25 protein-coding genes are annotated in these 22,368 nt (G+C 60.7%); 10 read left to right on the top strand and 15 right to left on the bottom strand.

The features are described from left to right. Window positions 1-62 precede the first annotated feature (62 nt). On the bottom strand, window positions 63-1,031 hold the full coding sequence (locus tag AB4O40_RS09035) for a tetratricopeptide repeat protein (protein ID WP_056727056.1): 969 nt from the start codon (window positions 1,029-1,031) through the stop codon (window positions 63-65). A gap of 197 nt (window positions 1,032-1,228) precedes the next feature. On the opposite strand from AB4O40_RS09035, the gene AB4O40_RS09030 reads away from it, so the two are divergent. The 4 genes from AB4O40_RS09030 to AB4O40_RS09015 all read left to right on the top strand — a co-directional run bounded on the left by AB4O40_RS09030 (window position 1,229) and on the right by AB4O40_RS09015 (window position 5,214). After that, a complete protein-coding gene (locus AB4O40_RS09030; protein WP_056727055.1) occupies window positions 1,229-1,909 on the top strand; it encodes a response regulator in 681 nt (226 codons plus the stop codon). Then, entirely contained in the window at window positions 1,906-3,231 is a 1,326-nt protein-coding gene (locus AB4O40_RS09025) for an ATP-binding protein (protein WP_056727054.1), read from the top strand. The genes AB4O40_RS09030 and AB4O40_RS09025 overlap by 4 nt, the downstream gene beginning before the upstream one ends. Before the next feature lie 273 nt (window positions 3,232-3,504). Continuing rightward, the gene (locus tag AB4O40_RS09020; RefSeq protein ID WP_409079365.1) at window positions 3,505-4,905 is read left to right on the top strand and encodes an aspartate aminotransferase family protein; all 1,401 of its coding nucleotides are present in this window, start codon (window positions 3,505-3,507) and stop codon (window positions 4,903-4,905) included. A gap of 81 nt (window positions 4,906-4,986) precedes the next feature. After that, window positions 4,987-5,214: an MbtH family protein gene (locus tag AB4O40_RS09015; RefSeq protein WP_056727052.1), complete on the top strand. Its 228-nt coding sequence runs from the start codon at window positions 4,987-4,989 to the stop codon at window positions 5,212-5,214. A 185-nt stretch (window positions 5,215-5,399) separates the two neighbouring features. Here the strand turns inward: AB4O40_RS09015 and AB4O40_RS09010 are convergent, their stop codons facing one another. The 9 genes from AB4O40_RS09010 to AB4O40_RS08970 form a co-directional block, all read right to left on the bottom strand. Then, window positions 5,400-6,302: a metal ABC transporter substrate-binding protein gene (locus AB4O40_RS09010; protein WP_460054894.1), complete on the bottom strand. Its 903-nt coding sequence runs from the start codon at window positions 6,300-6,302 to the stop codon at window positions 5,400-5,402. Next, window positions 6,303-7,202 (bottom strand): metal ABC transporter permease, encoded by a 900-nt coding sequence (locus AB4O40_RS09005; protein ID WP_056727050.1) that lies wholly within the window; start codon window positions 7,200-7,202, stop codon window positions 6,303-6,305. It lies immediately after the preceding gene. Beyond that, on the bottom strand, window positions 7,202-8,047 hold the full coding sequence (locus tag AB4O40_RS09000; RefSeq protein ID WP_056727049.1) for a metal ABC transporter ATP-binding protein: 846 nt from the start codon (window positions 8,045-8,047) through the stop codon (window positions 7,202-7,204). The genes AB4O40_RS09005 and AB4O40_RS09000 overlap by 1 nt, the downstream gene beginning before the upstream one ends. Next, complete coding sequence (locus tag AB4O40_RS08995; protein ID WP_223541673.1) at window positions 8,044-8,970, bottom strand: metal ABC transporter substrate-binding protein; 927 nt, start codon at window positions 8,968-8,970, stop codon at window positions 8,044-8,046. Before AB4O40_RS08995 ends, AB4O40_RS09000 begins: the two co-directional genes overlap by 4 nt. 35 nt (window positions 8,971-9,005) lie before the next feature. Continuing rightward, complete coding sequence (locus AB4O40_RS08990) at window positions 9,006-9,578, bottom strand: DUF6162 family protein (protein ID WP_223541672.1); 573 nt, start codon at window positions 9,576-9,578, stop codon at window positions 9,006-9,008. Beyond that, a complete protein-coding gene (locus tag AB4O40_RS08985; RefSeq protein WP_460054899.1) occupies window positions 9,575-9,904 on the bottom strand; it encodes a hypothetical protein in 330 nt (109 codons plus the stop codon). Before AB4O40_RS08985 ends, AB4O40_RS08990 begins: the two co-directional genes overlap by 4 nt. Then, window positions 9,901-10,443 (bottom strand): thiamine pyrophosphate-binding protein, encoded by a 543-nt coding sequence (locus tag AB4O40_RS08980; protein WP_460054902.1) that lies wholly within the window; start codon window positions 10,441-10,443, stop codon window positions 9,901-9,903. The genes AB4O40_RS08985 and AB4O40_RS08980 overlap by 4 nt, the downstream gene beginning before the upstream one ends. Then, a complete protein-coding gene (locus tag AB4O40_RS08975; protein WP_223541670.1) occupies window positions 10,440-11,642 on the bottom strand; it encodes a PepSY-associated TM helix domain-containing protein in 1,203 nt (400 codons plus the stop codon). The genes AB4O40_RS08980 and AB4O40_RS08975 overlap by 4 nt, the downstream gene beginning before the upstream one ends. Before the next feature lie 288 nt (window positions 11,643-11,930). Beyond that, window positions 11,931-12,389 (bottom strand): VOC family protein, encoded by a 459-nt coding sequence (locus AB4O40_RS08970; RefSeq protein ID WP_460054904.1) that lies wholly within the window; start codon window positions 12,387-12,389, stop codon window positions 11,931-11,933. A gap of 291 nt (window positions 12,390-12,680) precedes the next feature. Between AB4O40_RS08970 and AB4O40_RS08965 the strand changes: the two genes are divergently transcribed. The 4 genes from AB4O40_RS08965 (at window position 12,681) to AB4O40_RS08950 (ending at window position 16,904) form a co-directional block, all read left to right on the top strand. Beyond that, window positions 12,681-12,950 carry a hypothetical protein gene (locus tag AB4O40_RS08965; protein WP_056727042.1) on the top strand — a complete coding sequence of 90 codons (270 nt, stop codon included), beginning with the start codon at window positions 12,681-12,683 and terminating at the stop codon, window positions 12,948-12,950. Between the two features lie 101 nt (window positions 12,951-13,051). Then, window positions 13,052-13,666, top strand: coding sequence for a LysE family translocator (locus AB4O40_RS08960; RefSeq protein ID WP_007993943.1), 615 nt, complete (start codon window positions 13,052-13,054; stop codon window positions 13,664-13,666). A gap of 206 nt (window positions 13,667-13,872) precedes the next feature. Beyond that, complete coding sequence (locus AB4O40_RS08955; protein ID WP_223541668.1) at window positions 13,873-15,030, top strand: cysteine desulfurase family protein; 1,158 nt, start codon at window positions 13,873-13,875, stop codon at window positions 15,028-15,030. A 65-nt stretch (window positions 15,031-15,095) separates the two neighbouring features. Next, window positions 15,096-16,904, top strand: coding sequence for an aminopeptidase P family protein (locus AB4O40_RS08950; RefSeq protein ID WP_460054909.1), 1,809 nt, complete (start codon window positions 15,096-15,098; stop codon window positions 16,902-16,904). Between the two features lie 17 nt (window positions 16,905-16,921). On the opposite strand, the gene AB4O40_RS08945 is transcribed toward AB4O40_RS08950, so the two are convergent. After that, complete coding sequence (locus AB4O40_RS08945) at window positions 16,922-17,842, bottom strand: LysR family transcriptional regulator (protein ID WP_460054912.1); 921 nt, start codon at window positions 17,840-17,842, stop codon at window positions 16,922-16,924. Window positions 17,843-17,946: 104 nt separating this feature from the next. Between AB4O40_RS08945 and AB4O40_RS08940 the strand changes: the two genes are divergently transcribed. Then, on the top strand, window positions 17,947-18,945 hold the full coding sequence (locus tag AB4O40_RS08940) for a zinc-dependent alcohol dehydrogenase family protein (protein WP_056727433.1): 999 nt from the start codon (window positions 17,947-17,949) through the stop codon (window positions 18,943-18,945). On the opposite strand, the gene AB4O40_RS08935 is transcribed toward AB4O40_RS08940, so the two are convergent. Next, a complete protein-coding gene (locus tag AB4O40_RS08935) occupies window positions 18,942-19,532 on the bottom strand; it encodes a 2-hydroxychromene-2-carboxylate isomerase (RefSeq protein WP_056727038.1) in 591 nt (196 codons plus the stop codon). The genes AB4O40_RS08940 and AB4O40_RS08935 overlap by 4 nt on opposite strands. A 36-nt stretch (window positions 19,533-19,568) precedes the next feature. After that, window positions 19,569-20,297: an SDR family oxidoreductase gene (locus tag AB4O40_RS08930; protein ID WP_056727037.1), complete on the bottom strand. Its 729-nt coding sequence runs from the start codon at window positions 20,295-20,297 to the stop codon at window positions 19,569-19,571. A 93-nt stretch (window positions 20,298-20,390) separates the two neighbouring features. Between AB4O40_RS08930 and AB4O40_RS08925 the strand changes: the two genes are divergently transcribed. Further along, complete coding sequence (locus AB4O40_RS08925) at window positions 20,391-20,951, top strand: TetR/AcrR family transcriptional regulator (protein ID WP_223541664.1); 561 nt, start codon at window positions 20,391-20,393, stop codon at window positions 20,949-20,951. A 14-nt stretch (window positions 20,952-20,965) separates the two neighbouring features. Here AB4O40_RS08925 and AB4O40_RS08920 read toward each other — a convergent pair whose 3' ends face one another. Further along, window positions 20,966-21,247, bottom strand: coding sequence for a hypothetical protein (locus AB4O40_RS08920; RefSeq protein ID WP_008054256.1), 282 nt, complete (start codon window positions 21,245-21,247; stop codon window positions 20,966-20,968). Between the two features lie 168 nt (window positions 21,248-21,415). Next, window positions 21,416-22,303: a threonine/homoserine exporter RhtA gene (gene rhtA / locus AB4O40_RS08915; RefSeq protein ID WP_056727035.1), complete on the bottom strand. Its 888-nt coding sequence runs from the start codon at window positions 22,301-22,303 to the stop codon at window positions 21,416-21,418. Window positions 22,304-22,368: the final 65 nt, after the last annotated feature.

Here is a 22,368-nt window from a genome sequence, read left to right as displayed (position 1 = left end):
GGATGTTAACGAACTGATTCGCGCTGAAAACCGGGTTCACAGCGCGAATCGTCGTCACGGGATTAACGAGGGTCGCTATAGGTCAATCGGTATTCCGACATTGGCGGATGCGTGCGTTTCCACTCCTGTGCAAATGCTTTGCCGGCTGCTTTATCTGTTTCGGACAACGTTTCGGCAATCTGTGAAAAAACATCTGAGATGTTTTGGTATCCCTTGAACTCTTTGTGGCTTTCCATAATCAGCCACATGAGGCCGTAGGCGTTGACTAGATTCTCTTCGAGGCCGTACTCGACATCGATGCCATTTTCATCGTGGTATGCACCGCCAAGCGCATACGCGTAATAGCGCAGAGACCAAACGTCGTTTGTTTCCGTCCATTTAAGCAGCCATTCCTTTCTGACGGGAAGATCATGGCTGATGTGCGGACGATTGCTGTACCAATGTATCGCTTTCGGGAACCCGGCATCGGCTGCACGTTTGAGCCAGCCATCGATAGCCGTTTCGCGTTCATCCGTGTTCGGAATGAGGGAATGATCGTTGTCATAATGCACAGCAAGACTGTATTGCGCTTCGAGAAATCCTGCTTCTGCAGATTTTTTCATCCATTCGATATCTTTGGTTAGTTCATAAAGTTGCAGCATGGCTTCGCTGTCGCCGTGATCGGCGCGCTCCTCTGCAAGCTCTTTCGCTTTGGCAAGCGAGGTTTCATCAGCTAATCGCAGTAAGGCACGGACGTCGCCCTGGGCACCGGCCTTTACGTACCATTCTCTCTCTGCATGGGTTTTATCCTCCTCTTTGAGACTTCTTTCCCGGAGTGTGATGACCTGTGCGAGTGCATACTGCGAATCGCGGTCCCCTGCGGTGGCGGCAATCATGAGATAGGCCTCCGATTCCCGATATTCCCCCAGGTTGTAAAGTTGCAGACCTTTTTTCCTGGCGGCTTTTTGCTCATCGTTCAGTTGGGTGATCAGTGAGCCAAGCGTGTTGAGCAAATTGAACAAAGACGTCAATGCGTCCGCGTGTATATACATGGTCAATACCTGTGTTGATGGAAGTTTGGGTGGTACGTCACACAGGTTATTCAGGCAGGAGGGTGCAGGTGCGGTACATATTTATAGGATGCCAGACAAACCATCAGTCTTGAGAAATGACTGTCAGCAGCCGGTCAAGGCATAATCCTGGCTTAACCCGGTGTCTTTTTAATCAATGTCTTTCGACAGGGTTTTCCATGCACATACTGGTTTGCGAAGACGATGAATTGATCGCCAGCGGTATCGTCGCCGGCCTGACCGCCCAGGGCCTGACCGTGGAACACGTCGCCACGGCGTCCGCCGCACGGGCGATGCTCAAGGTCGCGGAGTTTGATGTCATGGTGCTCGATCTCGGCCTGCCCGATGAAGATGGCCTCAAGTTGCTGCAGCAGTTGCGTCACCATGGCCTGGAAATCCCGGTGCTGATCCTCACCGCCCGGGACTCGGTCACTGACCGCGTCGATGGCCTGCAAGCCGGCGCCGACGATTATCTGCTCAAGCCGTTCGACTTGCGCGAGCTCGCTGCGCGCTTGCACACGCTGTTGCGGCGGGTGGCGGGGCGCAGCGTCAACCTGATCGAGCATGGTGCCCTGACCTACGACCCGAGCAGCCGCGAAACCACGCTCGCAGGGCAGCCGGTGGACCTGTCGCGTCGTGAACAATCTTTGTTGCAGGCTTTGCTGCATAACCGTGGCCGCGTGTTATCCACCGAGCAACTCAAGGACAGCGTCTACGGTTTCAACGACGAGCTGGAGAGCAACGCCCTCAACGTCCATATCCATCACCTGCGGCGCAAGCTCGGCAACGGCATTGTCGAGACCGTGCGCGGCCTGGGCTATCGCCTGGGGCCGGCTGATGGCGGAGAAGAATCGAAGTGATGAGCCTGCGTTTGCGCCTGAGCCTGACGCTCGGAGCCGCCTTTGCCTTGATCTGGGCCCTGGCCGCGGCCTGGATGCTCAGCGATTTGCGCAATCAAATGATGTTTTCCCTCGACCAGCGGCTGGTGGCGTCGGCGCGCATGGTCGCCGGACTGATGGAGCAACTGCCGCCCGTGCCGAGCAAGGGCGAGGGCACTCATTTCAGCGCCGAACAACTGAACATTCCGGGCGGCATGGCGTGCCAGGTCAGCTCGTTGCGCGGTGAGATCCTCGCCCGCAGTCACACCGATCCGCAGCAGACCCTGGAGGCCGAGAAACTTGGTTTTCACGATCAGATGATCGACGGCGCGCCGTGGCGCAGTTTTACCCTGGCCCGTGGCGATCTGCGCATCACTACCGCCGACCGGCAGATCGAGCGCGAGGCGTTGAACATGTCGATTCTGCTGGCCGCTTCGGTTCCGGTGGGCGTGGCGCTGCTCGGTTGCCTGTGTTTGCTCTGGCTGGGCATCGGCCAGGGGCTGGCGCCCCTCAACCGCATGCGCGACGCCTTGATGCGCCGCAGCGCCGACTCCCTCGAACCGTTGCAGATCCAGCCACTGCCCAGCGAGCTGCAACCCTTGCTGGAAACCCAGAACCAATTGCTCCAGCGCATCGGCAAGACCATCGAGCGCGAACGTCGCCTGACCGGTGACGCGGCCCACGAACTGCGCAGCCCGCTGACCGCGATCAAGACCCACCTGCAAGTGGCGCGGATGACTGACGGCAGCGCCCGGGACCAGTCCCTGGCCCGGGCCGAAGAGGGTGCCGACCGCATGCACCGGACCCTCGAACAATTGCTGTTGCTGGCGCGCGTCGAAGGCAGTCTGTCGTTTGACGACGGTGTGCAATGCAACGCCGAGCAAGTGGCGAAGCTGGCGATCCAGGACGCGGCGAGCGGCGATCGCCAGCGCATCAGGTTTCAGGCACCGGGCAAGGTATCCGCCGCGCCGGTACAAATGCCCGCCGTGTTGTCGATTGCCGCGCTGCGCAACTTGCTCGACAACGCACTGCGCCATACCCCCGCCGACAAAACAGTGGAGTTGAGCCTGGAGACCACCGGCAATCGTGTGCAGTTCGTGGTGCGCGATCATGGGTCGGGGATTGCCGAAGAAGACCTGCAACATCTGACCCAGCGCTTCTGGCGCAACGGCCAGAGCACCGGTTGTGGTCTGGGACTGGCGATTGTCCAGGCCATCGTTCAGCGTTGCGGTTGCACCCTGCATTTCGATAGCCGGCCGGACGGCTTGCGGGTTGAGCTGACGATGCCGCTGCAACCGGTCTGAAAAACACCGCTGAACCCTGTGGGAGCGGGCTTGCTCGCGAAGGCGGCGTAACAGTCGACATAAATGTTGAATGTGATGGCCTCTTCGCGAGCAAGCCCGCTCCCACAGGGTATTGCGGTGACCGCCAAGAAAGCGGATTGAAAGTCTAAATCCCCGCCTCGCTGATGCGTTTCCAAAGCAGGAAAACCTGACAAGTGCGCCCCGTGACCGGAGCGCGCACCTGCCCGGTGTGCAGTTTTGGTCACTATCCACAGCGTATTGAGGGGTCGAGAGATGTCAGTCGCTACCAGCCTTATCGAAGAGCAGCCGGCGACGTCCGCCGAGACGCTTTATCAATTCAACGAATCGCCGCTGCTGGCCCGTCAGAGCCGGCAGGAATCCAACGCCCGCAGCTATCCACGACGCATCCCCTTGGCACTCAAGCGCGCCAAGGGCATCTACGTCGAGGATGTCGAAGGCCGAACCTTCATCGATTGCCTGGCCGGAGCCGGAACCCTGGCCCTGGGGCACAACCACCCGGTGGTGATCGAAGCCATCCAGCAAGTGCTGAGCGATGAACTGCCGCTGCATACCCTCGACCTGACCACGCCGGTCAAGGACCGGTTCGTCCAGGACTTGTTCGGCTTGCTGCCACCAGCCCTGGCCGCTGAAGCGAAGATCCAGTTCTGCGGCCCGACCGGTACCGACGCCGTGGAAGCGGCACTGAAACTGGTGCGTACCGCCACTGGGCGCAGCACCGTGCTGTCGTTCCAGGGTGGTTACCACGGCATGAGTCAGGGCGCGTTGAGTCTGATGGGCAGCCTGGGGCCGAAAAAGCCTCTGGGCGCCTTGCTCGGCAGTGGCGTGCAGTTCATGCCGTACCCTTACGATTACCGCTGCCCGTTCGGGCTTGGCGGCGTGCAAGGGGTCAAGGCCAACCTGAGTTACCTGGAAAACCTGCTCAACGATCCCGAGGCTGGCGTGCAATTGCCGGCGGCAGTGATCGTGGAAGTGGTGCAGGGCGAGGGCGGGGTGATCCCGGCGGATCTGGACTGGCTGCGCGGTCTGCGGCGGATCACCGAACAGGCGGGTGTCGCGCTGATCGTCGATGAAATCCAGAGTGGCTTCGCCCGCACCGGCAAGATGTTCGCCTTCGAGCACGCCGGGATCATTCCCGATGTCGTGGTGCTGTCCAAGGCCATCGGCGGCAGCCTGCCGCTGGCGGTGGTGGTCTATCGCGACTGGCTCGACACCTGGCTGCCGGGCGCCCATGCCGGGACATTCCGAGGTAACCAGATGGCCATGGCCGCCGGCTCCGCGGTGATGCGTTATCTGGTCGATCACAAGGTCTGCGAGCATGCCGCCGCGATGGGCGAGCGCCTGGCCGAGCACCTGCGCATCCTGCAGCGGGACTTCCCGCAACTGGGTGACATTCGCGGGCGTGGCTTGATGCTTGGCGTCGAACTGGTCGACCCGACGGGCGCTCTGGATGCCCAAGGCCATCCGCCGGCCTTCGCCCGCCTGGCACCCCTGGTGCAGCGCGAATGCCTCAAGCGTGGCTTGATCCTGGAACTCGGTGGCCGCCATGGCGCGGTGGTGCGCTTCCTGCCGCCGCTGGTGATTACTGCTGCGCAGATCGATCGCGTGGCCGAAATCTTCGGTCGGGCCCTGGTCGCCGCCACTGCCAATCCCTAAATTTCCCGCCCGGCGGAACGTTCTTTCTACATAACGGCTGCGCACACGGCGCAGCCCGCCCGAAAACGATGGAGAGACAGCATGACGTCAGTATTCGACCGTGAGGACATCCTCTTTCAGGTCGTGGTCAACCACGAAGAGCAATACTCGATCTGGCCCGACTACAAAGCCGTGCCACAAGGCTGGCGCACAGTAGGCAAAGGCGGGCTGAAAAAGGAATGCCTGGCTTACATTGAAGAGACCTGGACCGACATGCGTCCGTTGAGCCTGCGGCAGAAAATGGACGAGCAGGCGGCTGTGGCGCACTGAACCGTCATGCAAAAAGAAGCCCGCTGGACTGGTGACAGTCAGCGGGCTTTTTCAGGTCTGGAGTCTTGTGTCGCCTATCAGGCCGCTATCGCGAGCAAGCTCGCTCCCACAGTGATCTGCGGCATGGCACAAATCCTGTGGGAGCGAGCTTGCTCGCGATGAACGATAACGCGGTCGTACTGACCTTAAACGCCGCTCAAACCCTTGATCAGCAAATCCACATTCCCCTCAAGCTCCGCCACCGGATCCTCGGCATCGGTGCTCAACACCACCAACCGGCTACCCGACCCGGCAATCACCGCTTTGAGTGCATCCGACGGCTGCCGGTGATGCAGCACCACCGCCACGTCATTGTCCTTGAGCGTCGTGGCCAATTGCGTGAGCGCTTCGGGTGTCCACTCGGCATCGGCGCGTGCGTCCTGGCCGATCAATTCCAGATTGAGACTGCCGATCAGGTAGCTGAAGTGATCGCTGAGGCTCATCACACTCAAGTTGTCCGCATTGGCCAGCCGCGCTTCGCTGTCGGCACTGAGCTTGAGCAAACGCTGCTTGAGCGCTGCCAGGTTGGCGTCGATTTTCGGCTTGGCCTCGGGAGCCAGGCGTACCAGGTCCGCCGCCATCACATCGGCCATGCGTCCCATGTTATTGCTGGAGAACCACGGCTGACTGTTCAGCCCGTCGACCTTGTTGTCGGGCTGTACGGCTATGCCGGGCAGGGCGCCGTCCACCGGGCGGGCGGCGTCGACTTCGACGATGCGGATATTGCTGCGCCGGGAGACCGGGTACAGCGGGTCATCCGGCCACAGTGAACGCAGGCCGATCACCGCATCGGCATCGTCCGCCAGCCCGGCCAGTGCCGGGGCGCCACGGCCGGTGAAGTAGGCGGTCTGGCGGCTGCCGGGCAGGTTGGCCGGGGCCGCGCGTTCGAGGCTGACATCGGTGCCCTTGAGCAAGGCTTCGCCCAGGCCATAGGTAATCGGCAAGGAGGCCAGCACGCGCAGCGGTTTACCGTTGTCGGCGGCGCTGGTCGTTGTCGCCAGTCCACACAGGGCGACGGCGAGGGTCAGTTGGCGCAGTGAAAAAGTCATTTATCCAAGGTTCCCTTTCAGGCTGGGGACGACGCCGCGCGCGAGGGCGGCCAGGGCGAAGGCGATACCGGCCACGAGGATGATCGCGGCACCGGAAGGGATCGGCAGGTCAAAGACGATCGGCGCGAGAATCCCGCACAGCGTGCTGACCGTGGCGATCAGCACCGAACACCAGAAAAAGCCCTTCAGCGATTGGCTGAGCAGGCGTGCCGCGGCGGCCGGAATCACCAGCAGGGCGCCCACCAGAATCGCGCCGATGACCTTCACGGCGGCGACGGTGATCAGCGTCACCAGAATCACGAACAGATAATCCAGGGTTTTCACCGCCACCCCGCGTACCGCCGCCAGCTGCGGATTGAAACTGGCGAGCATGATGCGGTTGTACAACGGCAAGGCCAGGGCCATGACCAGCGAACCGACGATGGCCAGCACCAGCAGGTCATTGCCGTTGACCGTCAGCACCGAACCGAACAGTACGTTTTCCAGAATGTGCACGTTGATCTTGCCCGCCAGAATCAGCAGCAGGCTCGCGCCCAGGGCGAGCGACACCGAGAGAAACACACCGATCAAGGTGTCTGGCGCCAGGCCGGTGCGGTTGCGCAGGTAATTGAGCAGGATGCCGAACAGCAGGCAGTAGCCGAACAGGCTGCCGTAAGGCCCGGTGTAGGGTTCGCCGAGCAGGATGCCGATGGCCACGCCGGTCAGCGCAGCGTGACCGACTGCCTCGGAGAAAAACGCGAAGCGCTTGACCACCACCAGCGTGCCCAGGCCTCCCAGCACCGGGCCGATCAGCAGCCCGGCGATCAAGGCGTTGACCACGAACCCATAGGCCAGCGCCTCGGGCAGATAACCCGACGACGCCCAGCCCTGGACCATCAGGCGAAAAGCTTCGTAACTCATCAGGCAAGGCTCCGTGGGTGGGTCGAGAACAGGGTCAACAGACGCTCTGGTGTCAGCGCCTGTTGCGGCGTGGCGTCGAACAGCACCCGGCGATTGAGCCCGGTGACGTGATCGGCCAGGCGCCCGACCGCTTCCAGGTCGTGCTCAATCCACAGCACGGTGATGCCCGCCGCTCGCCAGTCGCCGAGCAAACGTTCGAACACCCGGATGCCGGCCTCATCGAGGGCCGACATGGGTTCGTCGAGCACCAGCAATTGCGGAGGCGGAATCAGCCCCTGGGCCAGCAACACCCGTTGCCGTTCGCCGCCGGACAGCGCGCCCATGCGGCGCTTGCGTTTGTCCTGCATGCCGACCCGCTCCAGCGCCTCGCCAATCGCCGCCGCGTAGTGTTTGCTCAAGCCGAGAAAGGCCGGGCGACGCTGGCACATGGCGGCCATGAAATCGTCGACGGTCATCGGCAAGCCCCGGTCGAACTCCAGCGCCTGTGGCACATAGCCGATGGTCCCCGGTTCAGCGGGCCATTGCAGGCTCAAGCGGCCCTGGTGGGGCATCTGCCCGAGCAGGGTCTTGATCAGCGAACTCTTGCCGCCGCCGTTGGGGCCGACCAGTGCGTGCACGCTGCCGGGGCGGACCTTGAAGGTCACCTGGTCGAGGATCGTCGTGCGGCCAAGGGTCAGGCAGACGTCAGCAAAATCCACGGTCGGTCCGAGAACCTGTGGGAGCGAGCTTGCTCGCGATTGCGGTGTGTCATTCAATGATGATGTTGCATGGCCGGACGCCTTCGCGAGCAGGCTCGCTCCTACCGGGGATTCTGCATCGGCCAGAATGGTTTCTTTCGATGTCATTGGCCGGACTCCTGAATCGCCCGCACCACGGTGTCGAGGTTGCCGGTCATTTCCTTTTCGTACTTGTCGGCGCTGTATTCACCGTAGGAGATGTGCGACAGCGGATACAGCTTCACCCCGGATTCACGCTGGATGGTGTCGACGTAAGTGGAAGGGAAGTCCATCTCCGAGAAGATCACCTTTACGTCCAGCTCACGCAGTTGATCGATGGTTTTTTTCAGCTGGCTCGGGCTTGGCTCGATACCGTGGGCCGGCTCGACCACAGCTGTCACTTCGAGGCCGAACTCACGCAGCAGGTAGTCGTAGGCCGCGTGCACCGTGGCCACCCGCAGTTCGGCGCTCGGTGCCTGGGTCAGTTTGGCCAGGGCGTCGGCGCGCATCTTGCGCAAGCGCTTGCCGTAGGCGCGGGCATTTTCGGTATAGGTCTTGGCATTGACCGGATCGAGCTTGCCCAGCTCCCGGGCGATGTTGTTGACCTGGGCAATCGAGGCGCTGATCGACAGGAAGGTGTGCGGGTTCACCACTTTGCCGGCACCGCGAGCGGCCACGCCGGTGGCGGCCAGCAGCGGTACGTTTTCGTTGGCTTCGATCACCGGGACCTTTGGGGTTTCGCTGGCGGCGATCATGCGGTCGGCGAAATCGTCATGACCTACGCCGTTGAGCACGATCACGTCCAGCCCGCTGATGCGCTTGATGTCTTCGGCGCGGGGCTCGTAGGCATGCGGGTTGAAACCGGCCGGAATCAGCGGCACCACTTCGGCCTTGTCGCCGACGATGTTCGCCACGTAGCTGTAGTAGGGATGCAGGGTGATGCCGATGCGCAGACGCTTGGCTTCATCAGCGCTGGCCAGTGAGGGCAGCAGGCAGGCGAGCAAGCCGACCAGCAGCAGGCGTAAAAAACAACGGTGAGATGAATTGGGCATGGGAAAGCGGTCTTCTCTCGGAAAAAGGCGAGGGTTCAGTGCTGGTGCTGGCGGGTCACGCCGGCATCGAATTGCGCGACGATTTGCTGCCAGCCAGCGCTTTCGAGCGCGGCGTCGCTTAGGTCGGCTGGTGCCGTGAGCTTGCTGGCGCGGTTGAGCCAGATGTCCGGTGCATCATTGGCTGCGGCCAGGCGCATCAGGAATGAGCCGGCGACCGTCGGCGCCTGGCTCTGGCCGAAATAGGCCTTGGCGTCGAGCAATTGCCAGGCATGGCCGCCCCGACTGACGGCGCTGGCGTCCCGGGCAAACGGGGCAAACCCTTCCTCGGCCAGCACTTCGGGTGTCGGCAACGTTTGCTGCTCCTGGCGCAGCAGCTGGATCTCGTCCAGCGTCACCCGCAGATCGGCGTAGATACCTTGCTCGGATGGACTGAGGTCACGGCGCGCATCCAGTTGATGGCTGCTGACACTGCTTACCTCATGGGGTTCGCCGCGCCAGAGCACCACCGAGCCGGCCACCGCCAGGATCATCAGGCACAGCAACAGAACGTAGAGGGTTTCGTGACCGGCCCCGGCCGGGCGCACGACTTGGGTCGTTGGAGTGCTCATGGTGCCTCGATGTCCGCTTGGTCGATTTCCACGACGTGACCGGGGCCGGCATCGAACAGCACATAGAATTCGGCGCCGGGCTTCTTGAAGGTCAGGGTCGAATCAGGCCCGAGCTTGCCCGGCACCAGAATGGTTTCGTCGTAGCCGATCACATCGAGGGTCACACCCGGAGCACCGCTGCCGTCGGAAAAACCGCCGGTGCACTTGATCTGCTCCGCGTCGATGGCCTTGCACTCGCACATCGGGTTGTGGGCCAGGGTGCTGGCGCTGAAGCCGGCGCAGAGCACCAGCAACATGGCGTTGAGCGGGCGAAGAGGGTTGATCATGGTTTGCCTCCTTGTTTGTTCAACCAGGCGATGGTGGCGGGGGAGGCCTGGCTCAAAGGAATGGATGCCTGATGCATGGCGCCGTCCCAGCCTTCCATGGTGATCCACAGTTCGGCGTCGGCCCTGGTCTTTTCCGGGACGGGCAGCGAAGCGCCCATGCGGTAGGGCGTGCCGAAGAAAATCACCCCGGCGGCGCGCAGGCTGCGGGGCTTGCCGATGCGCAGGTAAGTGGCCTTGACCTGGTCGATACAGGCCTCGCACAGTGCTGCGTTGAAACCCTTCATGTAGCCGGCTGGGCCTTCGAGCATCGGGGCTGAATTGCGCAATTCAGCCAGGCGCAAGCTCCAGGGGCCGATCCGGACTTCGCCGACTTCCCGTTCGCCAAGGCCGCTGTCGCCGCGCATCAATGCCTCGTCGGCGAAGTACTTGGGCATGAAGCCGAGTGGAACCAGCAACAACAGGACGTTCAGGTGAAAGCGCCATTTGTGCCAGAACAGGCTCAGGCGCGAAGGTTGCGGGGCTGCAATGTCTTTGCTCACAGTTCGACCTCCGACACTTCGTGGTTCGTGGCCGGTTGCGCCGCGGTGTCGCGTTGTTTTTTGTTGCTGCGTTTGAAGGCATTGGCCGTGGCCAGCGCCGTGCGCCTGGTCCAGATCAGCAGACCGCTGAGCACCATCATGCTCAGCAGCAGGCCGAAGAATGCCCAGATCAGCTTGATCCACAGTCCGCCGAAGTCGCCGGTGTGCAGCGGGCGCATGGACTCGGTGACGAACTCCAGGGCCGAGCGGTCCGAAATCAGGCGCGAGGCGGCGATTTCGCCGTTGTACGGGTTGATCGTGGCGGTCTGGAACATCAACGGATACCAACCGCGCCCACCGACATCCAGGTGGCTGTAGGCATTGCCCGGGAGGCTGACGAAACTGGCCTCCAGTCCGGAAATTTTCTGTGTGGCGATTTCAACCGCGCGGTCAAGGTCGATACGCGGCGGGGGCGAGCCATCGGCTGACAGCGGCACCGCTTCGCGGGACATCGCCGGGATGATCTTTTCCGTGGAAATGGAAATCTGGTTATCGAACAGCAATGCCTGGATCAGGAACCAGGTGCCGGTGACGGAAATCACCGCGATGAACCAGATCGACCAGATGCCGCTCAAGCGATGAAAGTCGCCCCAGAAAATTCGCGCGCCATGACGAATGCGCAGGGTCGGACGGAAGAAGCCTTTCCAGAAGCGTTTGTAGACCACCAGTCCCGTGACCAGCGAAGCCAGCAACGGCAGGCCAAGAAACGACACCAGGTACCAGCCCCAACTGTAGCCATTGGTAAAAGGCACCAGCCACCAGCCGTGCAGCGCCCGGGTGAAGGCGCGGAAGTTGAACTGCGGCGCGACACCCTGGATCACGCCGCTGTACGGATTGACATAAATCACCACCGAGCGCCCGTCGGGGTAGCTGACTTCGACATCCAGGGCGAAGTGCGACTCGTCGGGGCGGCTGATGCTCTGCACTACGGTCTGCGGTTCGGCCTTGTTGATGGCCTCGATGACCTGCTGGTAGCTGAGCAGCGGAGCATCGTCCGAGGGTTGGCTGGCGCGCATTGGCGGGTTGGCCAGCCAGACGATCTCCTGGCTGATGACGGCCAGGGTGCCGGTTACACAGACGATCAGCACGAAAAACCAGATCGGCAATGCCAGCCAGCTATGGACCAGGAACCAGATCTTTGAACGGGACTTCTTTGACATGTTGGAGGTCTTGGCTGGATGAGAGGCGGCTCGGCTGCGGGCTTCGCAGGGATGAGCGCCCTGAAGGTCCAGTCGTGGCTTTTGCCTACGCGAAAGGACTGCATCTATGTAGGACGGATGAGCAGGGGAAATCCCGAAAGGGGAAATGAAAGAAAATGTTTCTCATTGCCGACGGCTGTGGGCGGGCTTGCTTGCGCAAGTGATCAGCAAGTCGGCGGTGCTGCAGAAGGCGGGGCCCTTGTGGGAGCGAGCCTGCTCGCGAAGAGGCCCGCTCCATCACCAGGGATTTCAACCCTGGGCGAACATCTCCTTGGCCCGTTGCTCGATCTGCTCCTGGGTCAGGTCTTCCTTGTGCGTGGCCAGGAACCACAGGTGCCCGTAGGGATCCTTCAAGGTCCCTGAACGGTCGCCGTAAAACTGATCCTTGACCTCCGATACAACGGTTGCACCGGCATCGATCGCCTGTTTGTAGGACTTGTCGACATCTGTCACATACAAATGCAGACCCACGGACGGCGAATTGTCCGGGTTGCTCAGCGGCCCCTGATCGCACGGTGTGCCCAACATGATCGGGCAATCGCCGATGCGCAGTTCCGCGTGGCCGACACCGCCATCGGGCGTGTCCAGGCGCATGATTTCAATGGCGCCGAAGGCTTTTTTGTAGAAAGCGATGGCATCGGCGGCTTTGTTGATGCCCAGATAGGGGGTGACGCTGTGATATCCCTCTGGAATGGGTTTGACGCTCATGATGGATCTCCCTGTTGTTGTTTTGTGAATGGAAAGTACCTGTGCCGTTGTACGACCGAATAAATATAGGCCAGCCTCTTTCGCACCCACCGAGTGCCCGACGAGCAGCAGCGCCACACAATTGCCATCAAGTCGGCTCCAACCAGTGCGCGCCCGGCCCGCGTTCTCCCGGCACATCGACAATGATCGCCATTTCTTGATAGCCACTATTAAAAGCGTTGATTTCTGCTGTCCGGGAGGCGCGGGTAGCCTGTGTTCATTGCTTCGAACCCAGTCGCCAGGACGCCAGAAATGAAACCGATGATTGCTGCTTTGCTGATGCTCGCCGTCTCCGTACTCGCCGGATGTGCCAGCCATGTTTCCCCTGAGCTTCGGCCTTACACGGCTGAAGAAAGCAAGGAACTTGCCCTGGAGGCGCTGAACCGCCGTGGGTTGTCCTTCGACGAATACCACGCGAAAAAAGCCGAACTGCTCGGCCAGCCGCAAAAGTCGTTCAACTTCGACAACCAGGGTGAAATGAACGCCGGGCGGTCTGTACAGCTTCACGGTCGTCCAAGCTGAGGCGAAACTGTACTGCTTCAAGTTTTGCGTAACTGTCCATGGGTTTCGCCGAGGGTGTGCGATAGGGTCAACACCTGACCGACCCTGACGGACTGCCACCCATGACGCTCTCTCTCGACCTGCTGCTGGGCTTCGCCCTGTTTGCCCTCGTCACCTCGATCACGCCCGGCCCGAACAACACCATGTTGCTGGCATCGGGGGTGAACTTCGGCTTTAACCGCACCATTCCGCACATGCTCGGCATCACCTGTGGCTTCTTTGTACTGGTGGTGGCGGTCGGTTTTGGCCTAGGCGCGGTGTTCCAGACTTACCCTTTGCTCTACACCGTTCTGCGTTATGTGGGGGCGGCGTATTTGCTGTATCTGGCGTGGAAAATCGCCCATTCCGGGCCCATGTCGGAGAGTCAGCAGGGCGAGGCGAAACCGATCAGCTATTTGGGCGCCGCCGCGTTCCAGTGGGTCAATCCCAAGGCCTGGATCATGGCCATTGGCGCCATCAGCACCTACACACCGATGCAGGGTTATTTCACGAATGTGATCGTGATCGCGGCCGTCTTTGCGATCATCAACCTGCCGAGTGTCGGTGTCTGGGCCGCGTGCGGCACGCTGTTGCGCAATGTTCTGAAGGATCGTCGCTGGTTGCGCCTGTTCAATTGGGGCATGGCCGCGCTGCTCGTGGGTTCGCTGTATCCGCTGTTGCTTGAAAGCTTTAGCTGACGCATTGCTTCAACCGGTTGCCCGATGCCTGTTAAGCTGACTTTTCAGGAGCGTTCCTACGCACTATTAAATGAAGTAATTCTTCTTTAACGGCATCCGATCAGGTATTGGTAGCGTTCTGAAAACAGCGCGCAGCTCACAAGGCTGCGCTTTGCCGTTTGCAGTCACGAGCTTCCTGATCCCGGAACACGCTCTGCGAGTCTTTTATGAATAAACGTCCGTTGTATTTCGATTACGCCGCCACCACGCCGGTGGATGAGCGGGTCATCAAGGTGATGGTCGAGTGTCTGGGTTTTACCGGCAATTTCGGCAACCCGGCCTCCAGCTCCCACGTCTTCGGCCAGCAGGCCCGGCAATCGGTCGAACAGGCGCGACGCCAGGTCGCCGAACTGGTCGGCGCGACGCCCGGGCAGATCGTCTGGACCTCCGGCGCCACCGAATCCAACAATCTCGCGCTCAAAGGCGTGACCCAGGCCCGCGGCACTGGCGGCGGCCATATCATCACCAGCCAGATCGAACACAAGGCCATTCTCGATACCGCCCGGCAACTGCAGGAGGCCGGAGTCGCGCTGACCTACCTGGTGCCGGACGCCGAGGGCCTGATCACGGCGCAAGCGGTCAGCGAAGCCATGCGCGAGGACACCTTCCTGGTGTCGCTGATGCTGGTCAACAACGAACTGGGCACCCTGAACGACATTCCCGCCATCGGTCAGGTCGTGCGTGATCGCGGGGCGTTGTTCCATGTCGACGCCGCACAGGGCGCGGGCAAAGTGGCGATCGATCTCGCGCAGTGGCCGGTGGACCTGATGTCGTTTTCCGCGCACAAGCTCTACGGCCCCAAGGGCATCGGCGCGTTGTACGTCGGTCCGCGTGCACAACAGCGTTTGCAGGCGCAGATCCATGGCGGCGGGCATGAGGGCGGTTTACGCTCCGGCACGCTGGCGACCCATCAGATCGTGGCCATGGGCGCGGCCTTTGCACTGGCAGCGGCTGCGTTCGATGAAGAGAAAGCTACCATGGTGCGCTTGCGTGAACGCTTGCTCGAGCAATTGCGGAGCATTCCCGGCATACGTCTCAACGGCAGCCCGACCCGGCGTATTCCCCATACCTTGAGCCTGACCTTCGACGAGGGCGAGTTCAACCCGGCGGCGTTGCTGGCCTCGATCGCGTTTTCCGCGACCTCGGCCTGCAATTCCGCGAGCAATACCCCATCCCATGTACTGCTGGCCCTGGGGCACGATGCCCGCTCCGCCAGTCGCACCATCCGCTTGAGCCTCGGGCGTTTCACCACCGAGCAGGACATCGACCAGGCGGTTCAACTGATCAAGGCAGCCTGCGTCAGTGCTCCGGCTTTCTGGCAATAGGGCAACGAAGCGCCGACGTTGATCGGCACTCAACAATAATGATGACGTGGTTAGCAGGAGACACGATGAATACGCAGCTTTCGATCAATGGATCGGTGCCCCAGCGCCTGGCGCAAACCCGCGAACTGATGAGCCGGGAGGGCATTCACGCCTTGCTGGTGCCGTCGGCCGACCCGCACTTGTCCGAATACTTGCCGGGTTACTGGCAGGGGCGCCAGTGGTTGTCGGGTTTCCATGGTTCGGTCGGCACCCTGATCGTGACCCCGGACTTTGCCGGCGTCTGGGCCGACAGCCGTTATTGGGAGCAGGCGACCAAGGAACTCAAGGGCAGCGGCATTGAACTGGTCAAGCTGCAACCGGGTCAGCCCGGGCCACTGGAGTGGCTGGCCGAGCAAACCCCCGAGGGGGGCGTTGTCGCGGTCGATGGCGCGGTCATGGCGGTGGCATCGGCACGGACCCTGGGCACCAGGCTTGAAGAGCGCGGCGCTCGCCTGCGCACCGACATCGACCTGCTGAGCGGCGTCTGGACCGACCGTCCAGGGCTGCCGGACGAACCGATCTATCAGCACTTGCCTCCACAGGCGACCGTCAGCCGTGGCGAAAAACTTGCCAAACTGCGTGAAACCCTTCAGGCGCGGGGTGCCGACTGGCATTTCATCGCCACCCTCGATGACATCGCCTGGCTGTTTAACCTGCGCGGTGGCGACGTGTCGTTCAACCCGGTGTTTGTTTCTTTCGCCTTGATCAATCAGCAACAGGCCACGCTGTTTGTCGCCTTGAGCAAAGTCAGCGCCGAGCTGCGTGCCATCCTCGAACAGGACGGTGTGACCTTGCGCGATTACAGCGAAGTCGCTGCTGCACTGCGTGCCGTGCCGAGCGGCGCGAGCTTGCAGGTCGACCCGGCGCGGGTCACTGCGGGGTTGCTGGATAACCTCGACAGTGGGGTGAAGCTGATCGAAGGCCTGAACCCGACTACCCTGGCCAAATCGCAAAAGAGCCTGGCCGATGCCGAACACATCCGTCAGGCCATGGAGCAGGACGGCGCAGCGCTGTGCGAATTCTTCGCCTGGCTGGACTCGGCGCTGGGACGCGAGCGCATTACCGAACTGACTATTGATGAAAAACTCACCGCCGCCCGTGAGCGCCGTCCGGATTATGTGTCGCTGAGTTTCAACACCATTGCCGCGTTCAACGCCAATGGCGCGATGCCGCACTACCATGCCACCGAAGAAGAACACGCGGTGATCGAAGGGGACGGCCTGTTGCTGATCGACTCCGGCGGCCAGTACCTGGGCGGTACCACCGACATCACGCGCATGGTTGCGGTGGGCACGCCGACCGATGAGCAAAAGCGCGATTGCACCCGTGTGCTCAAGGGCGTGATTGCATTGTCCCGCGCGCAGTTCCCGAAAGGCATCCTGTCACCGCTGCTCGATGCCATCGCCCGTGCGCCCATCTGGGCGGAAAGTGTCGACTACGGTCACGGCACCGGTCATGGCGTCGGTTACTTCCTGAACGTCCACGAAGGTCCGCAAGTCATCGCTTATCAGGCCGCACCTGCACCGCAAACCGCTATGCAACCCGGCATGATCACGTCCATTGAACCGGGCACCTATCGTCCGGGTCGTTGGGGTGTGCGGATCGAAAACCTGGCGATGAACCGTGAGGCAGGCAAAAGCGAATTCGGCGAGTTCCTGAAGTTCGAAACGTTGACCCTGTGCCCGATCGATACGCGCTGCCTGGAAATCTCTCTGCTGTCGGACGAGGAAAAGCAGTGGTTCAACGCCTACCACACCGAAGTGCGCGAGCGCCTGAGTCCGTTGGTCGAAGGTGCTGCACTTGAGTGGCTGAACACTCGTACTGCGGCTATCTGATCGGTTTGCTGCTATAGCTATTTGTTTATGTGTAGCTCAGGCGCTTTATCCAGCGCCTGAGCCATATAGTCGACAAAGGCTTTGACCCTTGCGGATTGGCGACGATTCGCCGGGGATACGGCATAAATTGGCAGCGACAACGTACTGTAGTCCTGCAAAATCGCGCTCACCCGGCCGGCGCTCAGGTCTTCGCTGAATAGCCATATCGGTGACAGTGCAATCCCCAATCCCCCCAGCACCATTTCGCGGATCGCCTCGGAATTGTTGCTCTGCGCATTGCCCTTGATCCGCACTTCGTGGCGTTGGGTGTCTTTTGTGTACACCCACAGGTTTTGACTGCTCAACAGGTTGAACATCAGGCAGTTGTGCCTGCCCAGTTCCTCCGGTGTTTGCGGTTGACCGTTTTGCCTGAGGTAGTCAGGTGATGCGACGGTGACACGGTGGGTATTGCCGACAAGGCGAGCAATCAGGCCACTGTCGTTCAGGGCTCCGATCCTGAACGTCACGTCCAGCCCTTCGCTGACCAGATCCTGGTTTTGATCGCTCAGTTGCAGGTCGATCTGTACGTCAGGGTAGTGTTTGAGAAAGTCCGGCAAGCGGGGGGCGATCTGCAAGCGTCCGAAACTGACCGACGAGCCGATTTTCAACGGTCCGGCGGCCCTTTCCCGACCGGATTGAAAGCTATGTTCCGCCGCGTCCACGGCGGCGAGGATGAGTCTGCATTCGTTGTAGTACCGCTGACCTTCGTCCGTCAGGGACAACTTGCGGGTACTGCGGGTAATCAGCTTTCCGCCCAATCGGGCTTCCAGTGCTTGCAACACTTTGCTGATGGTCGGCTGGCTGGTCTGCAACTCCCGGGCAACGGCGGAAAAACTGCCCCGTTCGACCACCCGCACGAAAATCGCCATTGCATTGAGTTTGTCCACGGGATCGCTCATTGATGCCGTAATGGAATGATCACTATAGCGGCATGGCGTCTTATCGGCATGAATTGAGCAAGACAAAATCAGTCCTGCATTCACTACTGATGGGACATGGCGAAATGACTGACTTACTGAATATGCGCGCTCTGATGGTTGACTCGGCCAATGCGCCGTTACGTCTGGTTTCCATTGCACGGCCCGTGCCGCAGGCGGGGCAGGTACTGGTCAGGATCAGGGCCAGCGGTGTCAATCCGCTGGACGGCAAAATCCGCTCCGGGCAGGCGACCCATGCGGCTCAACCATTGCCGGCGATAGTGGGGATGGATCTGGCCGGAACCGTAGCGGCGTTGGGGGAGGGCGTCAGCGGCTGGCTGCCGGGAGATGACGTGTATGCGATGGCCACTGGTATTGGCGGTATTCAAGGTTCATTGGCCGAGTACGCGGTGGTCGACGCGCGACTGTTGGCTCGCAAACCACACAACTTGAGCATGCGTGAGGCTGCCGGTTTGCCGCTGGTGCTGATCACCGCTTGGGAAGGTCTGGTCGACCGGGCTCGCGTTCGGCCCGGGCAAAAGGTATTGATCCATGGTGGCGCCGGTGGTGTTGGCCATGTCGCGGTGCAAATCGCCCGCGCTTTTGGCGCAGAAGTTTTTGCTACGGGCTCTGCCGGGCAGCAGTCGATTATCGAAGGGTTCGGCGCGACGTTTATCGATTACCGCAAGTCTTCGGTTGAAGACTATATGGCTGAGCATACGGCCGGTGAGGGCTTCGACATTGTTTATGACACAGTGGGGGGTGAAACGCTGGATGCGTCATTCAAGGCGGCACGGATGTATCACGGCCATGTGCTCAGTTGCCTGGGGTGGGGTCAGCACAGCCTGGCACCGCTTTCCTTTCGGGGAGCGACATACTCCGGTGTCTTCACTTTGCTGCCGCTCCTGACCGGCAAGGGGCGTGAGCATCACGGCGAGATTCTGCACGAGGCGGCGCGGTTGATTGAGGCGGGCAAGCTCGCGCCGTTGCTTGACCCGCACTCGTTCACGCTGGAATCCGCAGAAGCCGCCCATGTACTGCTCTTGTCAGGAGAGGCAAAGGGGCGGTTGGTGGTCGAGATTTAAATCAGGGCTTCGAGCACGAAGTCCAGTCGATCCTGGCCGAAATACAGCTGGTCATCGACAAACATGCTTGGTACGCCGAATACGCCGCGCTGCACCGCTTTCTCGGTGTTGTCCTTGAGCGTTGCCTTGACTGTTTCGTCGGCGGTCAGTGCCAGCACCTCGTTGGGATCGAAACCGTTGTCGCTCAGCACCGCCGCTACGGTGGCCGGGTCATTGAGGTTGCGGCCGTCGACCCACAGGGCGTTGAACAGGCAGTCAATGAAGGCGACAAAACGCTCGGGGTGGTGCAACTGAATGCCGGTCACGGCACGCATCAGCATCAGGGTGTTGATCGGGAAATGCGGATTGAACTTCAGTGGTACGCCGTAGCGCCGGGCATAACGGTCGAGGTCCTGAATCATGTGGCGGCCCTTGGCGGGAATGGTCGCCGGGGAGGCGTTGCCGGTGGCCTTGAACACGCCGCCGAGCAGGATCGGGATGTAGATCAGTTGGCTGTCGGTTTGCTCACAGATTGTCGGTAGCTGGGTATAGGCCAGGTAAGTGGTGGGGCTGCCCAGGTCAAAAAGGAATTCCACGGTTTTGCTCATGTTCGATGCGCTCTGCTTATTGTTGTGGGGGAGGGCTTACCAGCGTTCGCTCCAGGGGCGCAGGTCCAGTTCGAAAGTCCAGGCGTCGCGGGGCTGGCTGTGCAGGTACCAGTAATTCTCGGCGATGTGTTCGGGGTCGAGAATGCCGTCCTGATCCTTGGTCGCGTATTTCTCGGGGAAGCTGTCGCGGATGAAGTCGGTATCGATGGCGCCGTCGACGACGACATGGGCAACGTGAATGTTCATCGGGCCGAGCTCTCGGGCCATGCTTTGCGCCAGTGCTCGAATGCCGTGCTTGGCGCCGGCAAATGCGGCGAACCCGGCTGCTCCACGCAGGCCTGCAGTGGCACCGGTGAACAGGATCGTGCCTCGCTGGCGCTTGGCCATGCGTTTGGCCACTTCACGGGCATTGAGAAAACCGGAAAAACAGGCCATTTCCCAGATCTTGAAATACTTGCGGGCGGTTTCTTCGAGAATGCTGCACGGTACATTGGCGCCGATGTTGAAGACAAATGCCTCGATGGGACCGATCTCGCTTTCGATCTGCTCGACCAGTGCTACCACATCATCTTCCTTGCGGGCATCGCAGGCGAAACCGTGGGCCTCGCCACCGTCGGCCTTGATGGCATTCACCAGTGGCTGGAGCTTGTCCGCACTGCGGCGGGTGACGCAGGCGACAAAACCCTCCTGGGCAAAACGCTTGGCAATGGCGCCGCCCGTGGAATCACCTGCACCGACGACCAGTACGACCTTCTTGTTATTCATGGGTAGATCCCTTTTGGTAAACGATCGTTAACTAAACGAACGTTATGCTATGATTCGACAGACGTCAAGGCGAGCAATTTAGGGAGAAGGGCAATGCGTTATTCGGCCAGTCACAAGCTGGAAACCAGGCAAAGGCTGCTGGAAAGCAGTGCGGTATCGGCCAAGAAGTCTGGATTTTCAACGGTCGGCGTGGACGGCCTGATGAAAGCGATTGGCTTGAGTGGCGGCGCCTTCTATAGCCATTTCTCGTCGAAAGACGAGCTGTTCGCCAGCATCGTCGAGCGTGAGTTGGGGCAAAGCCTGACGCGACTGGGGGAGGGACAGGACCGTGACAAGCTTGAGCGTTGTTTGAAACAGTACCTGAGTATGTCTCACGTCGAGAATCCGGAGACCGGTTGTGCATTGCCGGCATTGGGGGCGGAAATTGCCCGATCCGACCTGATGGTCCGTCAACAGGCCGAGCATTGGATTTGTAGGCTTCAGGAACGTTGGGCGGGTGTTCTGCAAAGCGACAGCCTGGCGTGGGCGATTCTGTCGCAATGTATTGGCGCGCTGGTGGTAGCGCGCATGCTGGCTAGCCCTGATATCCAGCGCACTGTGCTGAAGTCCAGCTACGAGGAAATCGGCCGTCAGATCGCAAGTCCGAGAACCTGACGCGACGGCCCTGTCTATTTGCAGATGACAATCATGCTGCGGCTGGTATAACCCGCAGGATTGAGACCAAACGGATAATCGCCGGGCTCTTCCACGGCATCTCCCGATTTGGCGATGACCTTGTATCCCTTGGGGGCGCAGGAGTTGGCTGCGCTGGCGTAGCACTTGTCCCAGGATGAAGACAGTCCGGAACAGTTGATGTGTAGCCCTTTCTTACCGTGCTTGATCTGAGTTTCCGAGGTCGCTGCGCAGCCCGCAATTGCAAGTACGGCGACCAGTATCAAAAATCGTTTCATTACTGTCCTTATAGCGTCCCCGGATCTTGTGCCCGGGTCTGGCTGCATTCGCTTTCGCTTGACGCGTACCGATATCCCTATCTGAAATGGTCCATGGCATGACTCTGGGGTGCGGGCTAAACATGGCCTAATTGAGCGGCAAATACCAGAGCCGTGTCATATCTGCTTTCAATCTGCCGCTACTGCTGGCCTGGTGGCAGAGCTCATGGTCATGGTTGCACCGACAGATGCCAGAATGATGCACATGATTGCCATCCATTGTGACAACGAGAGGTATTCATGAAGGAACAGCAAGCCAGATAGCGCGCCGAAGGCAGGCTCGATACTCATCAGTGTGCCGAAGGTTCTGGCCGGCATACGGGTCAGAGCGACCATCTCCAGGGTGTAGGGGAGAGCGGTGGACAAGATGGCGACGCCGAGGGCCACAGGGATCAAAGATGGAGTCAGCAGAGCGGAACCGGCATGGACAATACCGATGGGGGCTACGAAGAGCGCAGCGATCATTACGCCCAGCGCGGCGGTTTGCACGCCATTGTCGGCCCCGGCTTTTTGCCCGAACAAAATGTACAGTGCCCAGCAGACTCCGGCACCCAAGGCATAACCCGCACCTACCAGATCGATGCCGGCGGTCGCTTCTCCCGTCGGTATCAGTAACAGTAAGCCGACGGCAGCCAGGGCGATCCATAAGAAGTCGATCGCGCGACGCGAGGCGTAGATCGCCACCGCCAGTGGGCCGGTGAATTCAAGTGCAACCGCGATGCCCAGCGGGACGGTTTGCAGCGACATATAGAAGAGGAAGTTCATGCCGCCCAGCGCCATCCCGTAGACGATGACGGTGCGCAGGGACCTGGCGGTGAGTTTGGCCCGCCATGGACGCAGTATCAGCATCATGATCACACTGGCAAAAATCAGTCGTAATGTTGTCGTCCCCTGAGGGCCGACAACCGAGAACATGCTTTTGGCCAGGGAAGCTCCGGACTGGATCGACGCCATGGCTATGAGCAGCAGCCCAACCGAGAACAGGGTAGAGGCTAGGCTGCGAGGCTGGTCATTCATTGCGTGGCATCGTCCGAAATATAGGTGTCAAGGGTATTTCTATTTGTGTTGGGCAATATACTGCG

Source organism: Pseudomonas sp. S2_F07 (genome assembly GCF_054668325.1).
The sequence above is the reverse complement of the archived record's forward strand: the minus strand, read 5'-3'. Positions and strand labels throughout refer to the sequence as shown.